At 36.4% G+C, this 19030-nt stretch carries 19 protein-coding genes and 1 other annotated feature; all 19 genes read right to left on the bottom strand.

Annotation, left to right across the window (positions count from 1 at the left end; all coding sequences use genetic code 11):
* Positions 1-44 precede the first annotated feature (44 nt).
* The 19 genes from tuf to LQ686_RS06460 all read right to left on the bottom strand — a co-directional run bounded on the left by tuf (position 45) and on the right by LQ686_RS06460 (position 19025).
* Positions 45-1235: an elongation factor Tu gene (tuf, locus tag LQ686_RS06550; protein ID WP_107565230.1), complete on the bottom strand. Its 1191-nt coding sequence runs from the start codon at positions 1233-1235 to the stop codon at positions 45-47.
* A 136-nt stretch (positions 1236-1371) separates the two neighbouring features.
* Positions 1372-3453: an elongation factor G gene (gene fusA / locus LQ686_RS06545; protein WP_107565229.1), complete on the bottom strand. Its 2082-nt coding sequence runs from the start codon at positions 3451-3453 to the stop codon at positions 1372-1374.
* 142 nt (positions 3454-3595) lie between these two features.
* Positions 3596-4066, bottom strand: a complete 471-nt coding sequence (rpsG, locus tag LQ686_RS06540; protein WP_025904867.1) for a 30S ribosomal protein S7 — start codon at positions 4064-4066, stop codon at positions 3596-3598.
* Positions 4067-4151: 85 nt separating this feature from the next.
* Positions 4152-4574, bottom strand: coding sequence for a 30S ribosomal protein S12 (gene rpsL / locus LQ686_RS06535; protein ID WP_025904866.1), 423 nt, complete (start codon positions 4572-4574; stop codon positions 4152-4154).
* A gap of 91 nt (positions 4575-4665) precedes the next feature.
* Positions 4666-4920 (bottom strand): ribosomal L7Ae/L30e/S12e/Gadd45 family protein, encoded by a 255-nt coding sequence (locus LQ686_RS06530; protein WP_025904865.1) that lies wholly within the window; start codon positions 4918-4920, stop codon positions 4666-4668.
* A 135-nt stretch (positions 4921-5055) separates the two neighbouring features.
* Positions 5056-8673 carry a DNA-directed RNA polymerase subunit beta' gene (gene rpoC / locus LQ686_RS06525; RefSeq protein WP_107572785.1) on the bottom strand — a complete coding sequence of 1206 codons (3618 nt, stop codon included), beginning with the start codon at positions 8671-8673 and terminating at the stop codon, positions 5056-5058.
* Positions 8674-8773: 100 nt separating this feature from the next.
* Positions 8774-12328: a DNA-directed RNA polymerase subunit beta gene (rpoB, locus tag LQ686_RS06520; protein WP_037589920.1), complete on the bottom strand. Its 3555-nt coding sequence runs from the start codon at positions 12326-12328 to the stop codon at positions 8774-8776.
* 206 nt (positions 12329-12534) lie between these two features.
* Positions 12535-13143: a class I SAM-dependent methyltransferase gene (locus tag LQ686_RS06515; protein ID WP_037589919.1), complete on the bottom strand. Its 609-nt coding sequence runs from the start codon at positions 13141-13143 to the stop codon at positions 12535-12537.
* A gap of 82 nt (positions 13144-13225) precedes the next feature.
* The gene (gene rplL, locus LQ686_RS06510) at positions 13226-13588 is read right to left on the bottom strand and encodes a 50S ribosomal protein L7/L12 (protein WP_267919501.1); all 363 of its coding nucleotides are present in this window, start codon (positions 13586-13588) and stop codon (positions 13226-13228) included.
* 40 nt (positions 13589-13628) lie between these two features.
* The gene (rplJ, locus tag LQ686_RS06505; protein WP_107565226.1) at positions 13629-14135 is read right to left on the bottom strand and encodes a 50S ribosomal protein L10; all 507 of its coding nucleotides are present in this window, start codon (positions 14133-14135) and stop codon (positions 13629-13631) included.
* Between the two features lie 42 nt (positions 14136-14177).
* Positions 14178-14318 (bottom strand) — a sequence feature (ribosomal protein L10 leader region).
* 41 nt (positions 14319-14359) lie between these two features.
* Positions 14360-15052 (bottom strand): 50S ribosomal protein L1, encoded by a 693-nt coding sequence (rplA, locus tag LQ686_RS06500; RefSeq protein ID WP_037589918.1) that lies wholly within the window; start codon positions 15050-15052, stop codon positions 14360-14362.
* Positions 15053-15167: 115 nt separating this feature from the next.
* Positions 15168-15590, bottom strand: a complete 423-nt coding sequence (gene rplK, locus LQ686_RS06495) for a 50S ribosomal protein L11 (protein WP_025904858.1) — start codon at positions 15588-15590, stop codon at positions 15168-15170.
* 147 nt (positions 15591-15737) lie between these two features.
* Positions 15738-16286 (bottom strand): transcription termination/antitermination protein NusG, encoded by a 549-nt coding sequence (gene nusG / locus LQ686_RS06490; protein WP_107565225.1) that lies wholly within the window; start codon positions 16284-16286, stop codon positions 15738-15740.
* Between the two features lie 14 nt (positions 16287-16300).
* Positions 16301-16480 carry a preprotein translocase subunit SecE gene (gene secE / locus LQ686_RS06485; RefSeq protein ID WP_025904856.1) on the bottom strand — a complete coding sequence of 60 codons (180 nt, stop codon included), beginning with the start codon at positions 16478-16480 and terminating at the stop codon, positions 16301-16303.
* Positions 16481-16494: 14 nt separating this feature from the next.
* Positions 16495-16635, bottom strand: coding sequence for a 50S ribosomal protein L33 (gene rpmG, locus LQ686_RS06480; protein WP_075577615.1), 141 nt, complete (start codon positions 16633-16635; stop codon positions 16495-16497).
* 50 nt (positions 16636-16685) lie between these two features.
* Positions 16686-17300: a sigma-70 family RNA polymerase sigma factor gene (locus LQ686_RS06475; RefSeq protein WP_107565224.1), complete on the bottom strand. Its 615-nt coding sequence runs from the start codon at positions 17298-17300 to the stop codon at positions 16686-16688.
* Positions 17301-17378: 78 nt separating this feature from the next.
* Positions 17379-17897: an NYN domain-containing protein gene (locus LQ686_RS06470; RefSeq protein ID WP_025904854.1), complete on the bottom strand. Its 519-nt coding sequence runs from the start codon at positions 17895-17897 to the stop codon at positions 17379-17381.
* Positions 17897-18643, bottom strand: coding sequence for a 23S rRNA (guanosine(2251)-2'-O)-methyltransferase RlmB (rlmB, locus tag LQ686_RS06465; RefSeq protein WP_025904853.1), 747 nt, complete (start codon positions 18641-18643; stop codon positions 17897-17899). The genes LQ686_RS06470 and rlmB overlap by 1 nt, the downstream gene beginning before the upstream one ends.
* Positions 18636-19025, bottom strand: a complete 390-nt coding sequence (locus LQ686_RS06460; RefSeq protein ID WP_162841903.1) for a Mini-ribonuclease 3 — start codon at positions 19023-19025, stop codon at positions 18636-18638. The genes rlmB and LQ686_RS06460 overlap by 8 nt, the downstream gene beginning before the upstream one ends.
* Positions 19026-19030 lie beyond the last annotated feature (5 nt).

The following is a 19030-nucleotide window of genomic DNA, read 5'->3' as shown; positions in this document are numbered from 1 at the left end:
GTCTCGGCTTTTATTTTGTTTAATCAAGTTTATTCAATATCGAATTAAGCTTCGATGATTGTAACAACGCCTGATCCAACTGTACGTCCACCTTCACGGATTGAGAAACGAGTACCGTCTTCAATAGCGATTGGTGAAATTAATTCAACGTCCATTTCAACGTTGTCGCCAGGCATAACCATTTCAATACCTTCTGGTAAGTTAACTACACCAGTTACGTCAGTAGTACGGAAATAGAATTGTGGGCGGTAGTTTGTGAAGAATGGAGTATGACGTCCACCTTCGTCTTTAGATAATACATAAACTTCAGCTTTGAATTTAGTGTGAGGTGTGATTGAACCTGGTTTAGCTAATACTTGACCACGGTTAACGTCTTCACGAGCAACACCACGTAATAATGCACCGATGTTATCTCCAGCTTCAGCGAAGTCTAATAATTTACGGAACATTTCAACACCAGTTACAGTTGTTTTAGAAGATTCTTCAGTTAAACCGATGATTTCAACTTCTTCACCAACAGTGATTTGACCACGTTCAACACGGCCAGTAGCAACAGTACCACGACCAGTGATTGAGAATACGTCCTCAACTGGCATCATGAATGGTTTGTCAGAGTCACGTTCTGGAGTTGGAATGAATGTATCAACAGCTTCCATTAATTCCAGGATTTTATCTTCGTAAGCTTCGTCGCCTTCTAATGCTTTTAATGCTGAACCAGCAATTACAGGAACGTCGTCGCCTGGGAAGTCATATTCAGATAATAAGTCACGAACTTCCATTTCAACTAATTCTAATAATTCTTCATCGTCAACCATGTCAACTTTGTTTAAGAATACTACTAATGCAGGAACACCTACGTTACGTGATAAAAGAATGTGCTCACGAGTTTGAGGCATTGGACCGTCAGCAGCAGATACTACTAAGATACCGCCGTCCATTTGAGCAGCACCAGTGATCATGTTTTTAACATAGTCAGCGTGTCCTGGGCAGTCAACGTGCGCATAGTGACGTTTTTCAGTTTCATATTCGATGTGTGAAGTATTGATTGTAATACCACGTTCTTTTTCTTCTGGAGCGTTATCGATTTGGGCGTAAGAACGAGCTTCTCCGTCACCAGAACGTTTTGCTAATACAGTTGCGATAGCAGCTGTTAAAGTAGTTTTACCATGGTCAACGTGACCGATAGTACCAATATTGGCATGTGTTTTTGAGCGATCAAATTTTTCTTTAGCCATTATAAAATCTCTCCTATTCATATTAAAAATTATTTTTTATTTAATCCTCATGATGGTTACTCACCATCATGAGGATAACCTATAGTTAATTTATAAATCATTTTGAGGAAAAAATCAATTTATTAAAGCGAATGTATTATTCACCTTTGTTTTTCTTGATAATTTCTTCAGAAATTGATTTAGGAACTTCTTCGTAGTGGTCAAATACCATAGTATAAGTACCACGACCTTGAGTGTTAGAACGTAAGTTTGTAGCGTAACCGAACATTTCTGAAAGTGGAACAAATGCACGAACAACTTGAGCGTTACCGCGTGCTTCCATACCTTCAACACGTCCACGACGACTTGTTACGTCACCCATGATGTCTCCCATGTACTCTTCAGGCATAACGATTTCAACTTTCATCATTGGCTCTAAGATTACAGGGTTACATTTTTTAGCTGCTTCTTTAAGTGCTAATGACGCAGCAACTTTGAAGGCCATTTCAGATGAATCGACATCATGATATGAACCATCATATAGTTTAGCTTTAACGTCAACTAATGGATATCCAGCTAATACACCGTTTTCCATAGCGTCTTTAAGACCAGCTTCAACTGATGGAATGTATTCACGAGGAACTACACCACCGACGATAGCGTTTTCGAATTCGAAGCCGCCACCTTGTTCGTTAGGTGTGAATTCAATATGAACATCACCATATTGTCCACGTCCACCTGATTGACGAGAGAATTTACCTTGAACTTGTGCAGATTCTTTGAACGTTTCACGGTAAGATACCATTGGAGCACCAACAGTACATTCTACTTTGAATTCACGTTTCATACGGTCTACTAAGATATCAAGATGTAATTCACCCATACCACCGATGATAACTTGTCCAGTTTCATGGTCAGTGTGTGCATGGAATGTTGGATCTTCTTCTTGTAATTTAACTAATGCGTTAGTCATTTTATCTTGGTCAGCTTTAGATTTAGGCTCAACAGATAAGTGAATAACAGGTTCTGGGAATTCCATTGATTCTAAGATAATGTTATCTTTTTCATCACATAAAGTATCACCAGTACCAGTATCTTTAAGACCAACAGCACCTGCAATGTCACCAGAATATACAGTAGAAATCTCTTCACGAGAGTTAGCGTGCATTTGTAGGATACGACCTACACGTTCACGTTTACCTTTAGTAGAGTTTCTTACGTATGAACCAGATTCCATTGTACCTGAATAAACACGGAAGAATGTTAATTTACCTACGAATGGGTCAGTCATTACTTTAAACGCTAATGCAGCGAAAGGCGCTGAGTCATCAGGTCTAGCAATTACTTCTTCATCTTCGTTATCAACTCTATGTCCGATAATAGGTTTAACATCTAATGGTGATGGTAAGTAGTCAATAACAGCGTTCAACATTAATTGAACACCTTTGTTTTTGAATGCTGTACCACATAATACTGGGTAGAATTCAACGTCACAAGTAGCTTGACGGATAGCCGCTTTAAGCTCATCAATTGTGATTTCTTCTCCACCTAAGTATTTTTCCATTAAATCGTCATTTGATTCAGCAACAGCTTCAATTAAAGCTTCACGAGCTTCTTCAGCTTGTTGTTTGTGAGATTCTGGGATCTCAATTTCGTCAATTTCAGTACCTAAGTCATTAGTGTATTGGAAACATTTCATTTCTACTAAATCAATAATAGCGTTGAAATCGTCTTCCGCACCAATTGGTAACTGAATTGGGTGAGCATTTGCTTGTAAACGCTCATGTAGTGTACCAACTGAATATTCAAAGTTAGCACCCATTTTGTCCATTTTATTAATGAATACAATACGAGGTACTCCGTAAGTTGTAGCTTGACGCCAAACTGTTTCAGTTTGAGGTTCAACACCTGATTGCGCATCAAGAACAGTTACAGCACCATCAAGTACACGTAATGAACGTTCAACTTCAACTGTGAAGTCTACGTGTCCTGGTGTATCGATGATGTTTACACGGTGACCATCCCATTGTGCAGTAGTCGCAGCAGAAGTGATTGTAATACCACGCTCTTGCTCTTGATCCATCCAGTCCATTTGTGAAGCACCTTCATGTGTTTCACCAATTTTATGGATACGGCCTGTGTAATAAAGAATACGTTCAGTAGTAGTAGTTTTACCAGCATCGATGTGAGCCATGATACCGATATTACGAGTGTTTTTCAAAGAAAAATCTCTTGCCATAGTATTCTTACTCCTTCCAAAACATTGGATATTTGGTTGTTGTTTATATAGATACTTTGATACCCTAAGTGTTTAAAAAACTATAGATGACCTATAAATAAGCCTCTTTATAATTTTAACGCTTAGGGTTCTAAGTTCTATCTTACCAACGGTAATGAGCAAACGCTTTGTTAGCTTCTGCCATTTTGTGAGTGTCTTCACGTTTCTTAACAGCACCACCAGTGTTATTGGCAGCATCTAAGATTTCATTAGCTAAACGCTCTTCCATAGTTTTTTCACCACGAAGACGCGCGTAGTTAACTAACCAACGTAAACCTAAAGTAGTACGACGTTCTGGACGTACTTCTACAGGTACTTGATAGTTTGAACCACCTACACGGCGAGCTTTAACTTCAAGTACAGGCATGATGTTGTTGATAGCTTCATCGAATACTTCCATAGCATCTTTACCTGAACGTTCTTGAACAAGTTCGAATGCAGAATAAAGAATTCTTTGAGCAGTACCACGTTTACCATCAAGCATGATTTTGTTGATTAATTTTGTTACTAATTTAGAGTTGTGAATTGGATCTGGTAAAACATCTCTTTTTGCAACTGGACCTTTACGAGGCATAATCGTAATCCTCCTTCCTCATTATAAAGTTTAATTGTTTTATCGTCATTTAAAAAACTGTTATTTACAGAAATTTAATGTCAAATTATTTTTTAGCAGCTTTAGGTTTTTTAGCACCATAAAGTGAACGGCTTTGCATACGACCGTCAACACCAGAAGTGTCTAAAGCACCACGTACGATATGGTAACGCACACCAGGTAAGTCTTTTACACGTCCACCACGAATAAGTACAACACTGTGTTCTTGTAAGTTGTGGCCAATACCAGGGATATACGCGTTTACTTCGATGTTGTTTGATAAACGAACACGAGCATATTTACGTAAAGCTGAGTTAGGTTTTTTAGGCGTCATAGTTCCTACACGAGTACATACACCACGTTTTTGAGGAGAGTATACAGTAGTCATTTTTTTCTTCATGCTATTGTAACCTCTGTTTAATGCTGGTGCAGTTGATTTTTGTGATTTACTAGTACGAGGTTTACGTACTAATTGGTTAATAGTAGGCATCTTTAATGTCCTCCTCTCTTCATTTCTTAATTCCACACATCCAGGTGGTTCATTTTAAGTCAAATAAAAATAGTAAGCACAGCTTACACATTTATTTAAGCAATGCAACAACTGTCGCATTAACTTCTATTCCATAGCGTGATCCAAGTTCTTGTCGACTAGGACTATAACTTATCGGAACGCCTGTCTCAAATGCTATCGATAACACTTTCGACAAAATATGAATATTGACATCTTGAGCAATGATTACTTGACGTACATCATGCTTCAATAATGCTTTAGTGGTCTGTTTTAAACCAATGACATAACTGTCTTGATTTAAGCTTAAGGCTTTTTCATTAGACATTTCATATCCTCCAAAGCGTCTGCTTTCATCAACCTTAACAATAATAACATTGCACAGTTATAAAGTCAATCATTTTCAAGGTGTTTTTATAATAAAATACAAGCTGTTCTAGGAACCTAGAACAGCCCATATATATTAGTCAGTCACAACTTGTTCTTCAGGTACTACTTCTTTTTCAACTTTTTCAAAGTCAACACCAGTATATCTTCTCATACCTGTTCCGGCAGGGATCAATTTACCGATGATAACATTTTCTTTAAGTCCAAGTAAGTCATCACGTTTACCTTTAATAGCAGCATCTGTAAGTACTCTTGTTGTTTCTTGGAATGAAGCAGCTGATAAGAAACTTTCAGTCTCAAGAGATGCTTTCGTAATACCAAGTAATACAGGTTTAGCAGTTGCTGGACGTTTACGCGTCGCAAATACTTCTCTGTTTGCATCAGTGAATATATGAATATCAACTAATGCACCTGGTAATAATTTAGTATCTCCTGCTTCAATAATTCTTACTTTACGAAGCATTTGTCTAACCATAACTTCAACGTGTTTATCTGAAATTTCAACACCTTGCATACGGTAAACTTTTTGTACTTCTTTAAGTAAGTAACTTTGAGTAGCATTTAAGCCTGCAACAGCTAGTAATCCTTTAGGTTCAATTGAACCTTCAGTCATAACTTCACCACGTTCTACGTATTGACCTTCTTCAACTTTAAGTCGAGCAGTACCTGGTGCGTTATAAGTACGGATTTCATTTTCGCCTTTAACTTTAATTTCTTGTTGACGATCTTTAACGATCGTAATTTCAGTTACTTCACCATTAATTTCAGAAATAACAGCTTGTCCTTTAGGGTTACGTGCTTCAAATAGCTCTTGAATACGAGGTAAACCTTGAGTGATATCGGCACCTGCCACACCACCTGTATGGAATGTACGCATTGTAAGCTGAGTACCTGGTTCACCGATTGATTGTGCAGCAATTGTACCAACTGCTTCACCAACTTCAACTTGTTCACCAGTTGCTAAGTTCTTACCATAACATTTTTCACATACACCGTGACGAGTATTACATGTAAATGCAGAGCGAATATGCATTTCAGTAATACCTGCATCAACTATTTGTTTAGCAATATCAGCAGTTATTAATTCATTAACTTTAATAATTACTTCATCTGTTTCAGGATGACGTAATGTTTCTTTAGAGTAACGACCTTCAATACGTTCAATGAATGGTTCGATTAACTCTGATCCTTCTCTAATATCTGAAACAAGTAATCCACGGTCAGTTCCACAGTCTTCTTCTCTAACGATAACATCTTGTGCTACGTCAACTAGACGACGTGTTAAGTAACCTGAATCGGCAGTTTTCAGTGCTGTATCGGCAAGACCTTTACGCGCACCGTGAGTAGAGATGAAGTATTCAAGTACTGTTAAACCTTCACGGAATGAAGATTTAATAGGTAACTCGATAATTCGACCAGATGGGTTAGCCATCAAACCACGCATACCAGCTAATTGAGTGAAGTTTGATGCGTTACCACGGGCACCAGAGTCACTCATCATGAAGATTGGGTTTAAGCTGTCTAATGACATCATTAATTTTGCTTGAATATCATCTTTAGCTTTTGTCCAAATTTCAATTACAGCAGCATAACGTTCGCTTTCAGTAATTAAACCACGGCTAAATTGTTTCTGTACTTTATCTACTTTGATTTCTGCTTCTCCAATAATTTCTTGTTTATCAGGAAGTACCACAATGTCAGAAACCCCAACTGTAATACCAGCTCTAGATGAATATTTAAATCCTAAGTCTTTCATCTTATCAAGCATTACAGATGTATCTGTAATGTGGAATTTATTAAAGATTTCCGCAATGATTTGACCTAAGAATTTCTTGTTAAATGGTTTAACAAGTTCAACATCTTGTAAGTACTCGATTAATCCACCTTCTGGAATATCAGTAGGTGATACAAAGTATTTATCAGGTGTTGATTTTTCTAAATTGAAATTCGTTGGTTCATTAATATACGGGAATGAATCCGGCATAATTTCATTGAAAATAATCTTACCAACAGATGTGATAAGTAATTTATTGTTTTGTTCTTCAGTGAATGTTGGGTTCTTTAATGATCTTGCATGAACAGCTATACGTGAATGTAAATGAACATAACCATTTACATACGCTTTAATAACTTCTTCTGTTTCACTAAAGATTTCACCAGCTCCAGTAGCGCCTTTACGTTCAAGTGTTAAGTAATAGTTACCTAATACCATATCTTGAGAAGGTGTTACGACTGGTTTACCATCTTTAGGGTTCAAGATGTTTTGAGCTGCAAGCATTAACATACGTGCTTCTGCTTGTGCTTCTTTTGATAATGGAACATGGACAGCCATTTGGTCACCATCAAAGTCAGCGTTATAAGCAGTTGTTACAAGTGGATGAAGTCTGATTGCACGACCTTCAACTAATGTAGGTTCAAATGCTTGAATACCTAAACGGTGAAGTGTTGGTGCACGGTTTAATAGTACTGGATGTTCTTTAATAACATCTTCTAGTACATCCCAAACTTCTTCTTCCATTCTTTCTATTTTACCCTTTGCATTCTTAATGTTTGTAGCAATTTCACGTTCAACCAGTTCTTTCATAATGAAAGGTTTGAACAATTCTAACGCCATTTCTTTCGGTAGACCACATTGATACATTTTAAGGTTTGGTCCAACTACGATAACTGAACGACCTGAATAGTCAACACGTTTACCAAGTAAGTTTTGACGGAAACGACCTTGTTTACCTTTTAACATATGTGACAATGATTTTAATGGACGGTTACCTGGTCCAGTAACTGGACGACCACGACGACCATTATCAATTAAAGCATCTACAGCTTCTTGTAACATACGTTTTTCATTTTGAACGATAATACCAGGTGCACCTAAGTCTAATAAACGTTTCAAACGATTATTACGGTTGATAACACGACGGTATAAATCATTTAAATCACTTGTTGCGAAACGTCCACCATCTAATTGAACCATTGGACGAATTTCAGGTGGAATAATTGGTAATACATCTAAGATCATCCAAGATGGGTCATTACCTGAGTGACGGAATGATTCAACAACTTCTAGACGTTTAATTGCTCTTGTCAATCTTTGTCCTGTTGCTGATTCTAATTCTTCACGTAATTCTTTTAATTCTTTATCTAAGTCAATATCGCTTAATAAGTCACGGATTGCTTCTGCACCCATTTTTGCTGTGAATTTACCTGGATATTTATCATAATACTCACGGAATTCACCTTCAGTTAATAATTGTTTCTTCTCTAATCCAGTTGGACCTGGATCAATTACAGTGTAAGAAGCAAAGTATATAACTTCTTCAAGTGAACGTGGTGACATATCAAGTAAAAGTCCCATACGACTTGGGATACCTTTGAAGTACCAAATGTGTGAAACTGGAGCTGCTAATTCAATGTGCCCCATTCTTTCACGACGCACTTTTGATTTAGTAACCTCTACACCACAGCGGTCACAGACCATGCCTTTATAGCGTACTCTTTTATATTTACCACAACTACATTCCCAGTCCTTAGTTGGACCAAAAATTTTCTCACAGAATAAACCATCTCTTTCAGGTTTTAACGTACGGTAGTTAATTGTTTCTGGTTTTTTCACTTCACCAAATGACCAAGAACGGATCTTTTCAGGTGAAGCAAGTCCTATTTTCATGTAATGGAAATTATTTACATCAATCAAGGAGCCTACCTCCTTCAATTTAAATTAGTTGTGCCGGTTGATTGATAATGTATAACAAATGTAAAGCGCAAATGGTTAATCAAATGCGCTTTATTAACTTTTAGTCAGTTACTTGTTGCCCTTCTATTGATGCATCTTGTGAAACACCTAAATCAACTTTCTTGTCCATCATATCTTCATCTTCTAAATCACGCATTTCGATTTCGTTATCGTGTTCGTCCATAACTTTAACGTCTAGACCTAAACTTTGTAACTCTTTCATTAATACGCGGAATGATTCAGGAACACCTGGTTTAGGGATGTTTTCTCCTTTTACGATAGATTCGTAAGTTTTAACACGACCTACTGTGTCATCAGATTTATAAGTTAAAATCTCTTGTAAAGTATAAGCTGCACCGTAAGCTTCAAGTGCCCATACTTCCATCTCACCGAAACGTTGTCCACCAAATTGAGCTTTACCGCCAAGTGGTTGTTGTGTAACAAGTGAGTATGGTCCAGTAGAACGCGCATGTAATTTATCGTCTACCATGTGTGCAAGTTTAAGCATGTACATTACACCTACAGATACACGGTTATCAAACGGTTCACCAGTACGACCATCGTATAGTACAGTTTTACCATCACGAGCCATACCTGCTTCTTCAATAGTTGACCAAACATCATCATCGTTTGCACCATCAAATACTGGTGAAGCAACATGAATACCTAAATTCTTAGCTGCCATTCCAAGATGAAGTTCTAATACTTGTCCGATATTCATACGAGAAGGTACACCTAATGGGTTTAACATGATGTCAATTGGTGTTCCATCTGGTAAGTAAGGCATATCTTCTTCAGGTAAGATACGTGAGATAACACCTTTGTTACCGTGACGACCACACATTTTATCTCCGACATGTATTTTACGTTTTTGAACGATGTATACACGTACTAATTGGTTTACACCTGGAGATAATGAATCATCGCCTTCTTCTCTGTTAAATACTTTAACATCTAATACAATACCACCTGCACCGTGAGGTACACGTAATGATGTATCACGAACTTCACGAGCTTTTTCACCAAAGATTGCATGTAATAATCTTTCTTCAGCTGTTAATTCAGTTACACCTTTAGGCGTTACTTTACCAACTAGGATATCTCCGTCTTTAACTTCAGCACCAACATAAACGATACCACGATCATCTAAGTTCTTAAGCGCATTGTCAGAAACGTTAGGAATATCACGTGTGATTTCTTCAGGTCCTAATTTAGTGTCACGAGCTTCTGATTCATATTCTTCAACGTGAATTGAAGTATAAACATCATCTTTAACAAGACGTTCACTCATGATTACAGCATCCTCATAGTTATAACCGTCCCAAGTCATGAAACCAACGACTACGTTACGTCCAAGTGCCATTTCACCAAGTTCCATTGAAGGACCATCAGCTAAAATTTCACCTTTAGAAACAATATCTCCGCTGGCAATGATTGGACGTTGGTTGTAACAAGTACCTGAGTTACTACGTTTGAATTTAGATAATGGGTAACGATCTAATTCTGTTTCGATCTCTTTTCCATTCTCTTCAACAATACGTCTAACAAGGATTTCTTTTGCTTCTACGTGCTCAACTCTACCTTTATACTTAGCAACTACTGCTGCACCTGAATCACGTGCAGTTACGTGTTCCATACCAGTACCAACAAATGGTGCTTCTGGGTTCATTAAAGGTACCGCTTGACGTTGCATGTTCGCACCCATAAGCGCACGGTTAGAGTCATCGTTTTCTAAGAACGGAATACATGCTGTCGCTGCAGAAACAACTTGTTTAGGAGATACATCCATGTAGTCCATACGTTCTTTAGGTTTCGTAGTGTTGTCCCCACGGAAACGACAAAGTACTTCGTCATCTACGAATTTACCTGTTTCATCAAGTACAGAGTTTGCTTGCGCAACTACATAGCTGTCTTCTTCGTCAGCTGTTAAGTAGTCAATTCTGTCAGTAACTTGGTTTGTTTCGATGTTTACCTTACGATAAGGTGTTTCAATGAAACCAAATTCATTAACTCTTGCATAACTTGATAATGAGTTGATTAAACCAATGTTTGGTCCCTCAGGCGTTTCAATTGGACACATACGACCATAGTGAGAGTAGTGAACGTCACGTACTTCCATACCAGCACGCTCACGAGTTAAACCACCCGGTCCTAATGCTGATAGACGACGTTTATGCGTCAACTCTGCTAATGGGTTTGCTTGGTCCATGAATTGAGATAATTGAGAGCTACCAAAGAATTCTTTAATAGATGCAATTACTGGACGAATATTAATTAATTGTTGAGGTGTGATTGAATCAGTGTCTTGAATTGACATACGTTCACGTACAACACGTTCCATACGTGATAAACCAATTCTGAATTGGTTCTGTAGTAATTCTCCTACTGAACGTAGACGACGATTACCTAAATGGTCGATGTCATCTGTGTAACCTACACCATGTAACAAGTTGAAGAAATATGATAGTGAAGAAATAATATCTGCTGGTGTAATACATTTCACTGCTTCATCAGGGAATGCATTACCAATCACTGTTGTCGTACGTTTTTCTTCATCACCAGGAATATAAATTTTAACTGTTTGAACTTCTACTGGCTCATCTAAGACACCACTATTAAGTTCATAAACATGAATATTAGCGTTTGATTCTAAAACATCGATGATTTTATCTAAATTACGACGGTCTAAAACAGTACCTTCTTCAGCCGCAATTTCACCTGTTTCAACGTCAACGATAGGCTCAGCTAAAGTTTGGTTGAATAAACGATGTTTAAGATGTAATTTTTTATTCATTTTGTAACGACCTACTGCCGCTAAATCATAACGTTTTGGGTCAAAGAAACGTGAATATAATAGACTTTTAGCGTTCTCTACTGTTGGTGGTTCTCCCGGACGTAAACGCTCATAAATTTCAAGCAATGCTTGGTCTGTTGTTTCAGTATTATCTTTGTCTAATGCATTTCTTAAATACTCATTATCACCAAGTAAATCAATGATTTCTTGATCTGATGAGAATCCTAAAGCACGGATTAATACTGTAATTGGTAATTTACGTGTTCTGTCTATTCTTACGTAAGGAACATCTTTAGCATCTGTTTCATATTCTAACCATGCACCACGGTTAGGAATTACAGTAGTTCCAAAACTCACTTTACCGTTTTTATCAACTTTTTCGTTGAAGTAAACGGATGGTGAACGTACAAGTTGAGATACAATAACACGTTCTGCACCGTTAATTACAAAAGTACCAGTGTCAGTCATTAATGGGAAATCACCCATGAATACTTCTTGATCTTTCACTTCGCCTGTTTCTTTGTTAATTAAACGGACTTTAACGCGTAATGGTGCTGCATATGTTGCATCACGGTTTTTAGATTCTTCTAAATCATACTTTGGTTCACCTAGACGGTAATCTACGAACTCTAAAGAAAGGTTACCTGTAAAATCATCAATTGGAGAAATGTCGCGGAACATTTCTAGTAAACCTTCTTTTAGAAACCATTCATATGATTTCGTTTGAATCTCTATTAAGTTAGGTAGTTCTAAAATCTCGGAAATTCTCGCATAACTTCTACGAACACGATGTCTTCCATACTGGATAAGTTGACCTGTCAACAGATTCACCCCTCAAATATTGTGAATATAACTTTGCGCCTTACAAAATAAATATAATAAGACAAAAAGAAAACGGAAAGTCAATGATTCCATTTTCTATTTCGTACGACTTATTCCTAACATTCAATTAAGGGCGACGCAAAAGTACACACTTATTGAATATAATTTTTAACATTCTATTACTATATCAGAACAAAACACCAAAATCAAGCTTTTACACTTTTTAAAATGTAATAACCCTTGCTTTTTTCGATTATTTCTGCATTACCAAAAATATCTTGCATTTTTTTCTTTGCAGAAGGCATACCTTGCTTCTTCTGAATAACAACTAGAAGCTGTCCACCACTCGATAATACTTCGATGCTTTGCTCAAGAATTTTATGAACAATTTCTTTCCCTGCTCTAATTGGAGGGTTTGTTAATACAAAATCAAATTCTAAATCTAATACATCATCTAAACAGTTACTTACTTTCAACTGAGCATTTTGAATGTTGTTAGATCGTTGATTATCTTTTGCCAAATCCAATGCGCGTTCGTTCACATCTACCATAGTCACTTCACTATGCGGAAGTACTTTCGCACACATTAAACCTATTGGACCATAACCACAGCCCACATCCAATATTTTCTTTTTAGGACCAGGGGGATTTGCATTTAAGAACGTTGTTACGAGTAAATCAGACCCAAAGTCTATTTTCCCTTTTGAGAAAACACCATGATCTGTCTGAAGAGAGAGTTTGTTATCGCGATAAAAATAATCGAAACTTTCTCGTTCCGACTTCACGTTTGGATCGTTATCAAAATAATGACTCATTACGCCACCTCTTTATTGATTAAATGAGTAAATAAAAACCCGTTATCATGATAATAACGGGTTTTTTGATTTAATACAGAGATTATTTTAATTCTACAGATGCGCCAACTTCTTCTAATTTTTCTTTTAAAGCTTCAGCGTCTTCTTTAGATAAACCTTCTTTAACAACTTTAGGAGCGTTGTCTACGACTTCTTTAGCTTCTTTTAAGCCTAAGCCAGTTGCTTCTTTAACCGCTTTAACAACTTTAATTTTTGAATCCCCAGCTGAAGTTAATTCAACGTCGAATTCAGTTTTTTCAGCTGCTGCGTCTCCACCAGCTGCGCCAGCTGCTGCTACAGGAGCTGCTGCTGTTACACCAAATTCTTCTTCGATAGCTTTTACTAAGTCATTTAATTCTAATACTGACATTTCTTTAATTGCTTCAATAATTTTTTCATTAGACATGATATATATCCTCCATTAAATAGTTTTATTTGTTGCTGAATTATTCAGCACTTTCTTCTTTTTGTTCTCCAACAGCTTTAACTGCATAAGCAAAGTTACGAACTGGAGCTTGTAATACAGATAGTAACATTGATACAAGACCGTCTTTTGATGGTAATGAACCGATAGTGTTAACTTCTTCTGCAGATACAACTTGTCCTTCGATAACACCTGCTTTGATTTCTAACGCTACGTTTTCTTTAGCGAAGTCAGCAAGAATTTTAGCTGGTTCAACAACTTCTTCGTTTGAAAAAGCAATTGCGTTAGGACCAGTTAATGTTTCTTCTAAACCTTCGATACCAGCAGCTTCAGCAGCACGACGAACTAAAGTGTTTTTGTAAACTTTATATTCGATACCTGCTTCACGTAATTGTTTACGTAATTCAGTAACTTGCGCAACTGTTAAACCACGGTAGTCAACAATAATTGTTGAAACAGAATTTTTAAGTTGTTCAGTAATTAAATCAACTTTTTGTTGTTTAGCTTCAACGATTTTTGAATTAGACATCTCTACACCTCCATATTAATTGTCCGTGCTTTTATGATGAGGTTTCTCAACAAAAAAGCACTTTTTACCCACGGCAAAAAGTGCTTGAATTTTATACGTTCAAGTCAATTTAAGCCTCGGTAGGATCGCTTTTTAAGTTCAAAAATGAACTCCTACTGTCTTAGGTTAAATATTACACATCCAAAACTATAACGCGTTTTGGAGTTGAAGTCAATATTTTTATATTATAATTTAAAGCTTGAAGTATCAACTTTGATACCAGGACCCATTGTTGTTGTAACAGCAACAGATTTGAAATAAGTACCTTTAGATGATGCTGGTTTAGCTTTAGTTAATGTATCTTGAATTGTTTTGAAGTTATCAACTAATTGTTGCTCGTCAAATGATACTTTACCAATAGATGCATGAACAATACCAGATTTTTCAGCACGGTATTCTACTTTACCTGCTTTAATTTCTTCTACTGCTTTTTTGATATCCATTGTTACTGTACCAGTTTTAGGGTTTGGCATTAAACCTTTAGGTCCTAATACACGACCAAGTTTACCAACTTCACCCATCATGTCAGGTGTTGCAACGATTACATCAAAGTCGAACCAACCTTGGTTGATTTTGTTAATATATTCTTCACCTACATAATCTGCTCCAGCTTCTTCTGCTTCTTTGATTTTATCGCCTTTGGCGAATACTAATACACGTTGTGTTTTACCAGTACCGTGTGGTAATACTACAGCACCACGGATTTGTTGGTCATTCTTACGTGTATCAATGCCTAAACGAAATGCAACTTCTACAGATGCATCAAAGTTAACAGTACTTGTTTCTTTTGCTAATTTAATCGCTTCTTCAACAGCGTATGTTGCAGTACGATCGATTTTAGCAACTGCTTCTTGATACTTTTTACCTTTTTTAGCCATTTTGTTTTCCTCCTTTAGTGGTTTTAGCGGAATGTTACCTCCCACGTGCATTATCCATAAAGACAATGCAATAGCAGACAGCGAAATAGCCGCCTGCTTAAACTTTAAAACTCAATTATTCTACGACAATACCCATGCTGCGTGCAGTACCTTCAACGATACGCATAGCTGCTTCTTCAGATGCCGCGTTTAAGTCAGGCATTTTAGTGTTAGCAATTTCACGTACTTGGTCTTGAGTTACTGTAGCAACTTTAGTTTTGTTAGGTTCACCAGAACCTTTTTCTACTTTAGCTGCTTTTTTAAGTAATACTGCTGCAGGTGGTGTCTTAGTGATGAAAGTAAATGAACGATCTTCAAATACTGTAATTTCAACTGGAATGATTAAACCTGCTTGCTCTTGTGTACGAGCGTTGAATTCTTTACAGAATCCCATAATATTCACACCGGCTTGACCTAATGCAGGACCAACTGGTGGTGCTGGGTTTGCTTTACCTGCAGGAATTTGCAATTTAACAACTTTAACTACTTTTTTAGCCACGATGTGCACCTCCTTGATATCGTGATGTGGTCATGGGGTAATGATATTTTACCCTCCCACTCTTCATTTCGTGACGAAATGGTTGCGCATAGTCCGAGCGCGACCTTTAAATAATAACATTGAAATTATGAAATTTCAAGTGTTTTTTTACAACTTTTCAATTTGATCGAATTCAACTTCGACTGGTGTTTCTCTACCGAACATGTCAACAAGTACTGTTAATTTATACTTCTCAACATCGATTTCTTTGATTTCACCAACTTGGTTACTAAATGGTCCGCTTGTTACGCGTACTTGTTCACCTAATTCAACTTCTACGTCGACAGTTTTTTCTACCATGCCCATTTGTTTAAGGATGAATTTCGCTTCCTCAGGTAATAATGGATTTGGTTTAGATCCTGCACCAGCAGAACCAACGAAACCTGTAACGCCAGGTGTATTTCTTACGACATACCATGATTCATCAGTCATAATTAACTCAACTAATACGTATCCAGGGAAAGTCTTCTTGATTTGTGTCTTCGCTTTACCATCTTTAATAGATGTTTCTTCCTCTTCAGGAATCACAACTCTAAAAATTTGTTCTTGCATGTTCATTGTCTCAACACGCTTTTCTAGGTTTGTTTTGACTTTATTTTCATAACCTGAATAAGTGTGCACTGCATACCATCGTTTAGCGCCTATCTCTTCTGACATTTTGCCACTCCTTACTATCTAATCAAATTAATTAATTCTGTAATTCCTAAATCTAATGCATAGAAAAAGATTAAGAAAAAGATTACTGTACACACTACTATTGTTGTATATTTAACAAGTTCTTTGCCAGTTGGCCAACTTGTTTTCTGCATTTCTGATTTTACGCCTTGAAAGAAGTTTTCTTTTTTAGCCATTGATTTTCCTCCTTTTAGATGGATTCTTTATGCAATGTATGCGTATTACAAGTTTTACAAAACTTTTTTAGCTCTAATCGTTGATCTGTATCTTTTTTAGGGACTGTATAATTTCTAGCTCCGCATTTCTCGCAATTTAAAGGGACTTTTCTCATCTTATCACCTAATTCATTCTAATCCTAGATTAATATACAAAACAAAACACCTAATTGTCAAACAAAGCTGAAGTAATTTCAGCCTTGTTCAGTTTCTTTTTTAATCTGTATTGTGCGTTGTATATATGTTTTACTGGTACATCTAGTTCATTTGATATTTCTTTTTTTGTTTTTCCTTGTGCTGTTAATTTTAGAATGTCCGTTTCTATAGGTGATAGTTTATTAGAATCCATCAAATAGGATAGCGAACATTCTGTTAACATTTCATTTTCAAAATCCTGACCATGACCATCTCTTAGACACCCTATTAAATTAACCGAATCACTTTTTGTTTCATCAATACTCAATGAATCTTTTAATATTTGATACTTAGTACTTTTAACTTTTCTTATATAATCAATTTTAGCATTTTTAATAATGACATTCACACAATGTATAAAGGACTCTTGCTTGTCACAATCAAATGTGAGTGCTTGCTTATACAACTTATATCTTATAATTTGTGCGATGTCCTCTTTATCATTATAAGGTAGTCTCAATGTGCTTACCCGCTTCTGAATGTCACTTTCGAAAACATTTAATAGTTGATTAAACGCTTCTTTGTCACCACGCTGAATGTCAGCAATCCATTTTAACAACTGCTTGTCTGTATTCATGTCATTCATCATGCTCATCCCTTGTTATTGTTTTGAGCATATTTTACAGAGCGCGTTCCTTATAAATCAAACTCCAAAAAATCATATTTATCGATTATTTCTTCTCCATTTTTCAAATTGCTGTAATACTTCATCTGGCAAGTTCAATCTATTTCTAGGCGTCTTAGTTTTAATTTCTGATAGATGCTTTGTTACAACAGATTCTTGATTTGCAATTGTTGACCACATTTCTCTAGATGAGATTCTATACGCACCTGAACCAAAAATAGCATGTTGTTCACTCATATCACTTGTGACTACTGTAATATGCGTAATATGCTTTCGATATAATTCATACGTTAGTCTTTCGATATAACTATCTGCTGTTTCTTTCCCTTTCGTATAAACAACTTTCACACCGTGCTTAAATTCTACTGATTCAGTACCTTCTACACCATATGCATCAAAAACAACAATCATTTCACCATCATGCTGGGTATTATAATTGATAAGTGTGATTAACAATTTATCTCTCGCTTCTTCTAAAGAAACTTGAGCAATGGAAGACAATTCGTTTGATTGTCCTATTAAGTTATAGCCATCAATAATTAAATAGATATCTTTCATTATGATTGTCCTATTGGATGCCTTTTTCTATAAACTTCATACATAAGCAGACTCGCTGCAACAGAAGCATTTAAGCTATTAACGTGTCCAACCATTGGTAATTTAATATAAAAATCACACTTATCTTTCACTAATCGACTCATACCTTCGCCTTCACTGCCTATAACGATAACAAGTGGCATTCCAGCATCCATTTGTCTATAATCAGTCGCATTCTTTGCATCTGTACCTGCGACCCAATATCCTACTTCTTGAAGTCTTTCAATTGTTTGCGGTAAATTCGTCACGCGAATAACTGGAACATGTTGAATGGCACCTGTTGAAGCTTTTGCTACTGTTGCATTTAACTGCACGGATCTTCTCTTCGGAATAATAATGCCATCAATACCTATTGCATCAGCTGTTCTCATAATAGAACCTAAATTATGCGGATCTTCTAAACCATCTAACATCAATAAGCACGGTACATGGTCAATATCTTTAGTTTCTGAAATGAAATCTTCTAATTCTTTATATGGATATGGCGCAATTTGAGCCGCGATACCTTGATGTGGAACATCTGTTAAATAGTCAATTTTTGATTTAGGTACAGTTTGGACGACTATTTTTTCAGATTTTGCAATTTTTAAAATTTCACCAATTTGTTTCTTGTTGATACCTTCTTGAATTAATATTTTATTAATCGTATGACCTGAAGTTATCGCTTCTTTGACTGCATGCCTACCAACTATAATCGATTCATCCATTGGCTCCCACCCTTTCTTCTGTTATTTCAATCATTTTATTAACGAGTTCTTCTAAGCGTTCTGTTTCATCTATTAAGAATAAATAACCGATGACCGCTTCAATCGCTGAACTTTTTCTATACGTTTGAATATCTGTATTCTTCGCTTTCGTATAACTTTTTGCATTACGACCTCGTTGAATAATTTCTAATTCTTCTTCTGTAAAAAATTCATTCTCTATCAAAATATTAAGTGCATAAGCTTGTCCCTTTGCAGAAACATATTGTTTAGACAATTGATGTAATCGATTAGGTTTCCCTTTTATTTTAAGGATAATATGTTTTCTGACATACGTATCTAATATCGAATCACCCATGTAAGCTAAGGATAACGGATTTAACATTTTAA

This window comes from Mammaliicoccus sp. J-M41 (assembly GCF_022385935.1).
Taxonomy (GTDB): Bacteria; Bacillota; Bacilli; order Staphylococcales; family Staphylococcaceae; genus Mammaliicoccus; species Mammaliicoccus sciuri_A.
Note: the sequence above shows the minus strand (reverse complement) of the source record. Positions and strands in the feature narration are given on the sequence as shown.

What these genes read in the sequence shown, in the direction of transcription:
- LQ686_RS06460 (WP_162841903.1), bottom strand. Translation starts at nt 19,025, where the DNA reads ATGTTAAATCCGTTATCCTTAGCTTACATGGGTGATTCGATATTAGAT.
- fusA (WP_107565229.1), bottom strand. Translation starts at nt 3,453, where the DNA reads ATGGCAAGAGATTTTTCTTTGAAAAACACTCGTAATATCGGTATCATG.
- rpsG (WP_025904867.1), bottom strand. Translation starts at nt 4,066, where the DNA reads ATGCCTCGTAAAGGTCCAGTTGCAAAAAGAGATGTTTTACCAGATCCA.
- secE (WP_025904856.1), bottom strand. Translation starts at nt 16,480, where the DNA reads ATGGCTAAAAAAGAAAACTTCTTTCAAGGCGTAAAATCAGAAATGCAG.
- nusG (WP_107565225.1), bottom strand. Translation starts at nt 16,286, where the DNA reads ATGTCAGAAGAGATAGGCGCTAAACGATGGTATGCAGTGCACACTTAT.
- LQ686_RS06530 (WP_025904865.1), bottom strand. Translation starts at nt 4,920, where the DNA reads ATGTCTAATGAAAAAGCCTTAAGCTTAAATCAAGACAGTTATGTCATT.
- rlmB (WP_025904853.1), bottom strand. Translation starts at nt 18,643, where the DNA reads ATGGATGAATCGATTATAGTTGGTAGGCATGCAGTCAAAGAAGCGATA.
- rpmG (WP_075577615.1), bottom strand. Translation starts at nt 16,635, where the DNA reads ATGAGAAAAGTCCCTTTAAATTGCGAGAAATGCGGAGCTAGAAATTAT.
- LQ686_RS06475 (WP_107565224.1), bottom strand. Translation starts at nt 17,300, where the DNA reads ATGAATGACATGAATACAGACAAGCAGTTGTTAAAATGGATTGCTGAC.
- tuf (WP_107565230.1), bottom strand. Translation starts at nt 1,235, where the DNA reads ATGGCTAAAGAAAAATTTGATCGCTCAAAAACACATGCCAATATTGGT.
- rplA (WP_037589918.1), bottom strand. Translation starts at nt 15,052, where the DNA reads ATGGCTAAAAAAGGTAAAAAGTATCAAGAAGCAGTTGCTAAAATCGAT.
- rplJ (WP_107565226.1), bottom strand. Translation starts at nt 14,135, where the DNA reads ATGTCTAATTCAAAAATCGTTGAAGCTAAACAACAAAAAGTTGATTTA.
- rpsL (WP_025904866.1), bottom strand. Translation starts at nt 4,574, where the DNA reads ATGCCTACTATTAACCAATTAGTACGTAAACCTCGTACTAGTAAATCA.
- LQ686_RS06470 (WP_025904854.1), bottom strand. Translation starts at nt 17,897, where the DNA reads ATGAAAGATATCTATTTAATTATTGATGGCTATAACTTAATAGGACAA.
- rplL (WP_267919501.1), bottom strand. Translation starts at nt 13,588, where the DNA reads ATGTCTAATGAAAAAATTATTGAAGCAATTAAAGAAATGTCAGTATTA.
- LQ686_RS06515 (WP_037589919.1), bottom strand. Translation starts at nt 13,143, where the DNA reads ATGAGTCATTATTTTGATAACGATCCAAACGTGAAGTCGGAACGAGAA.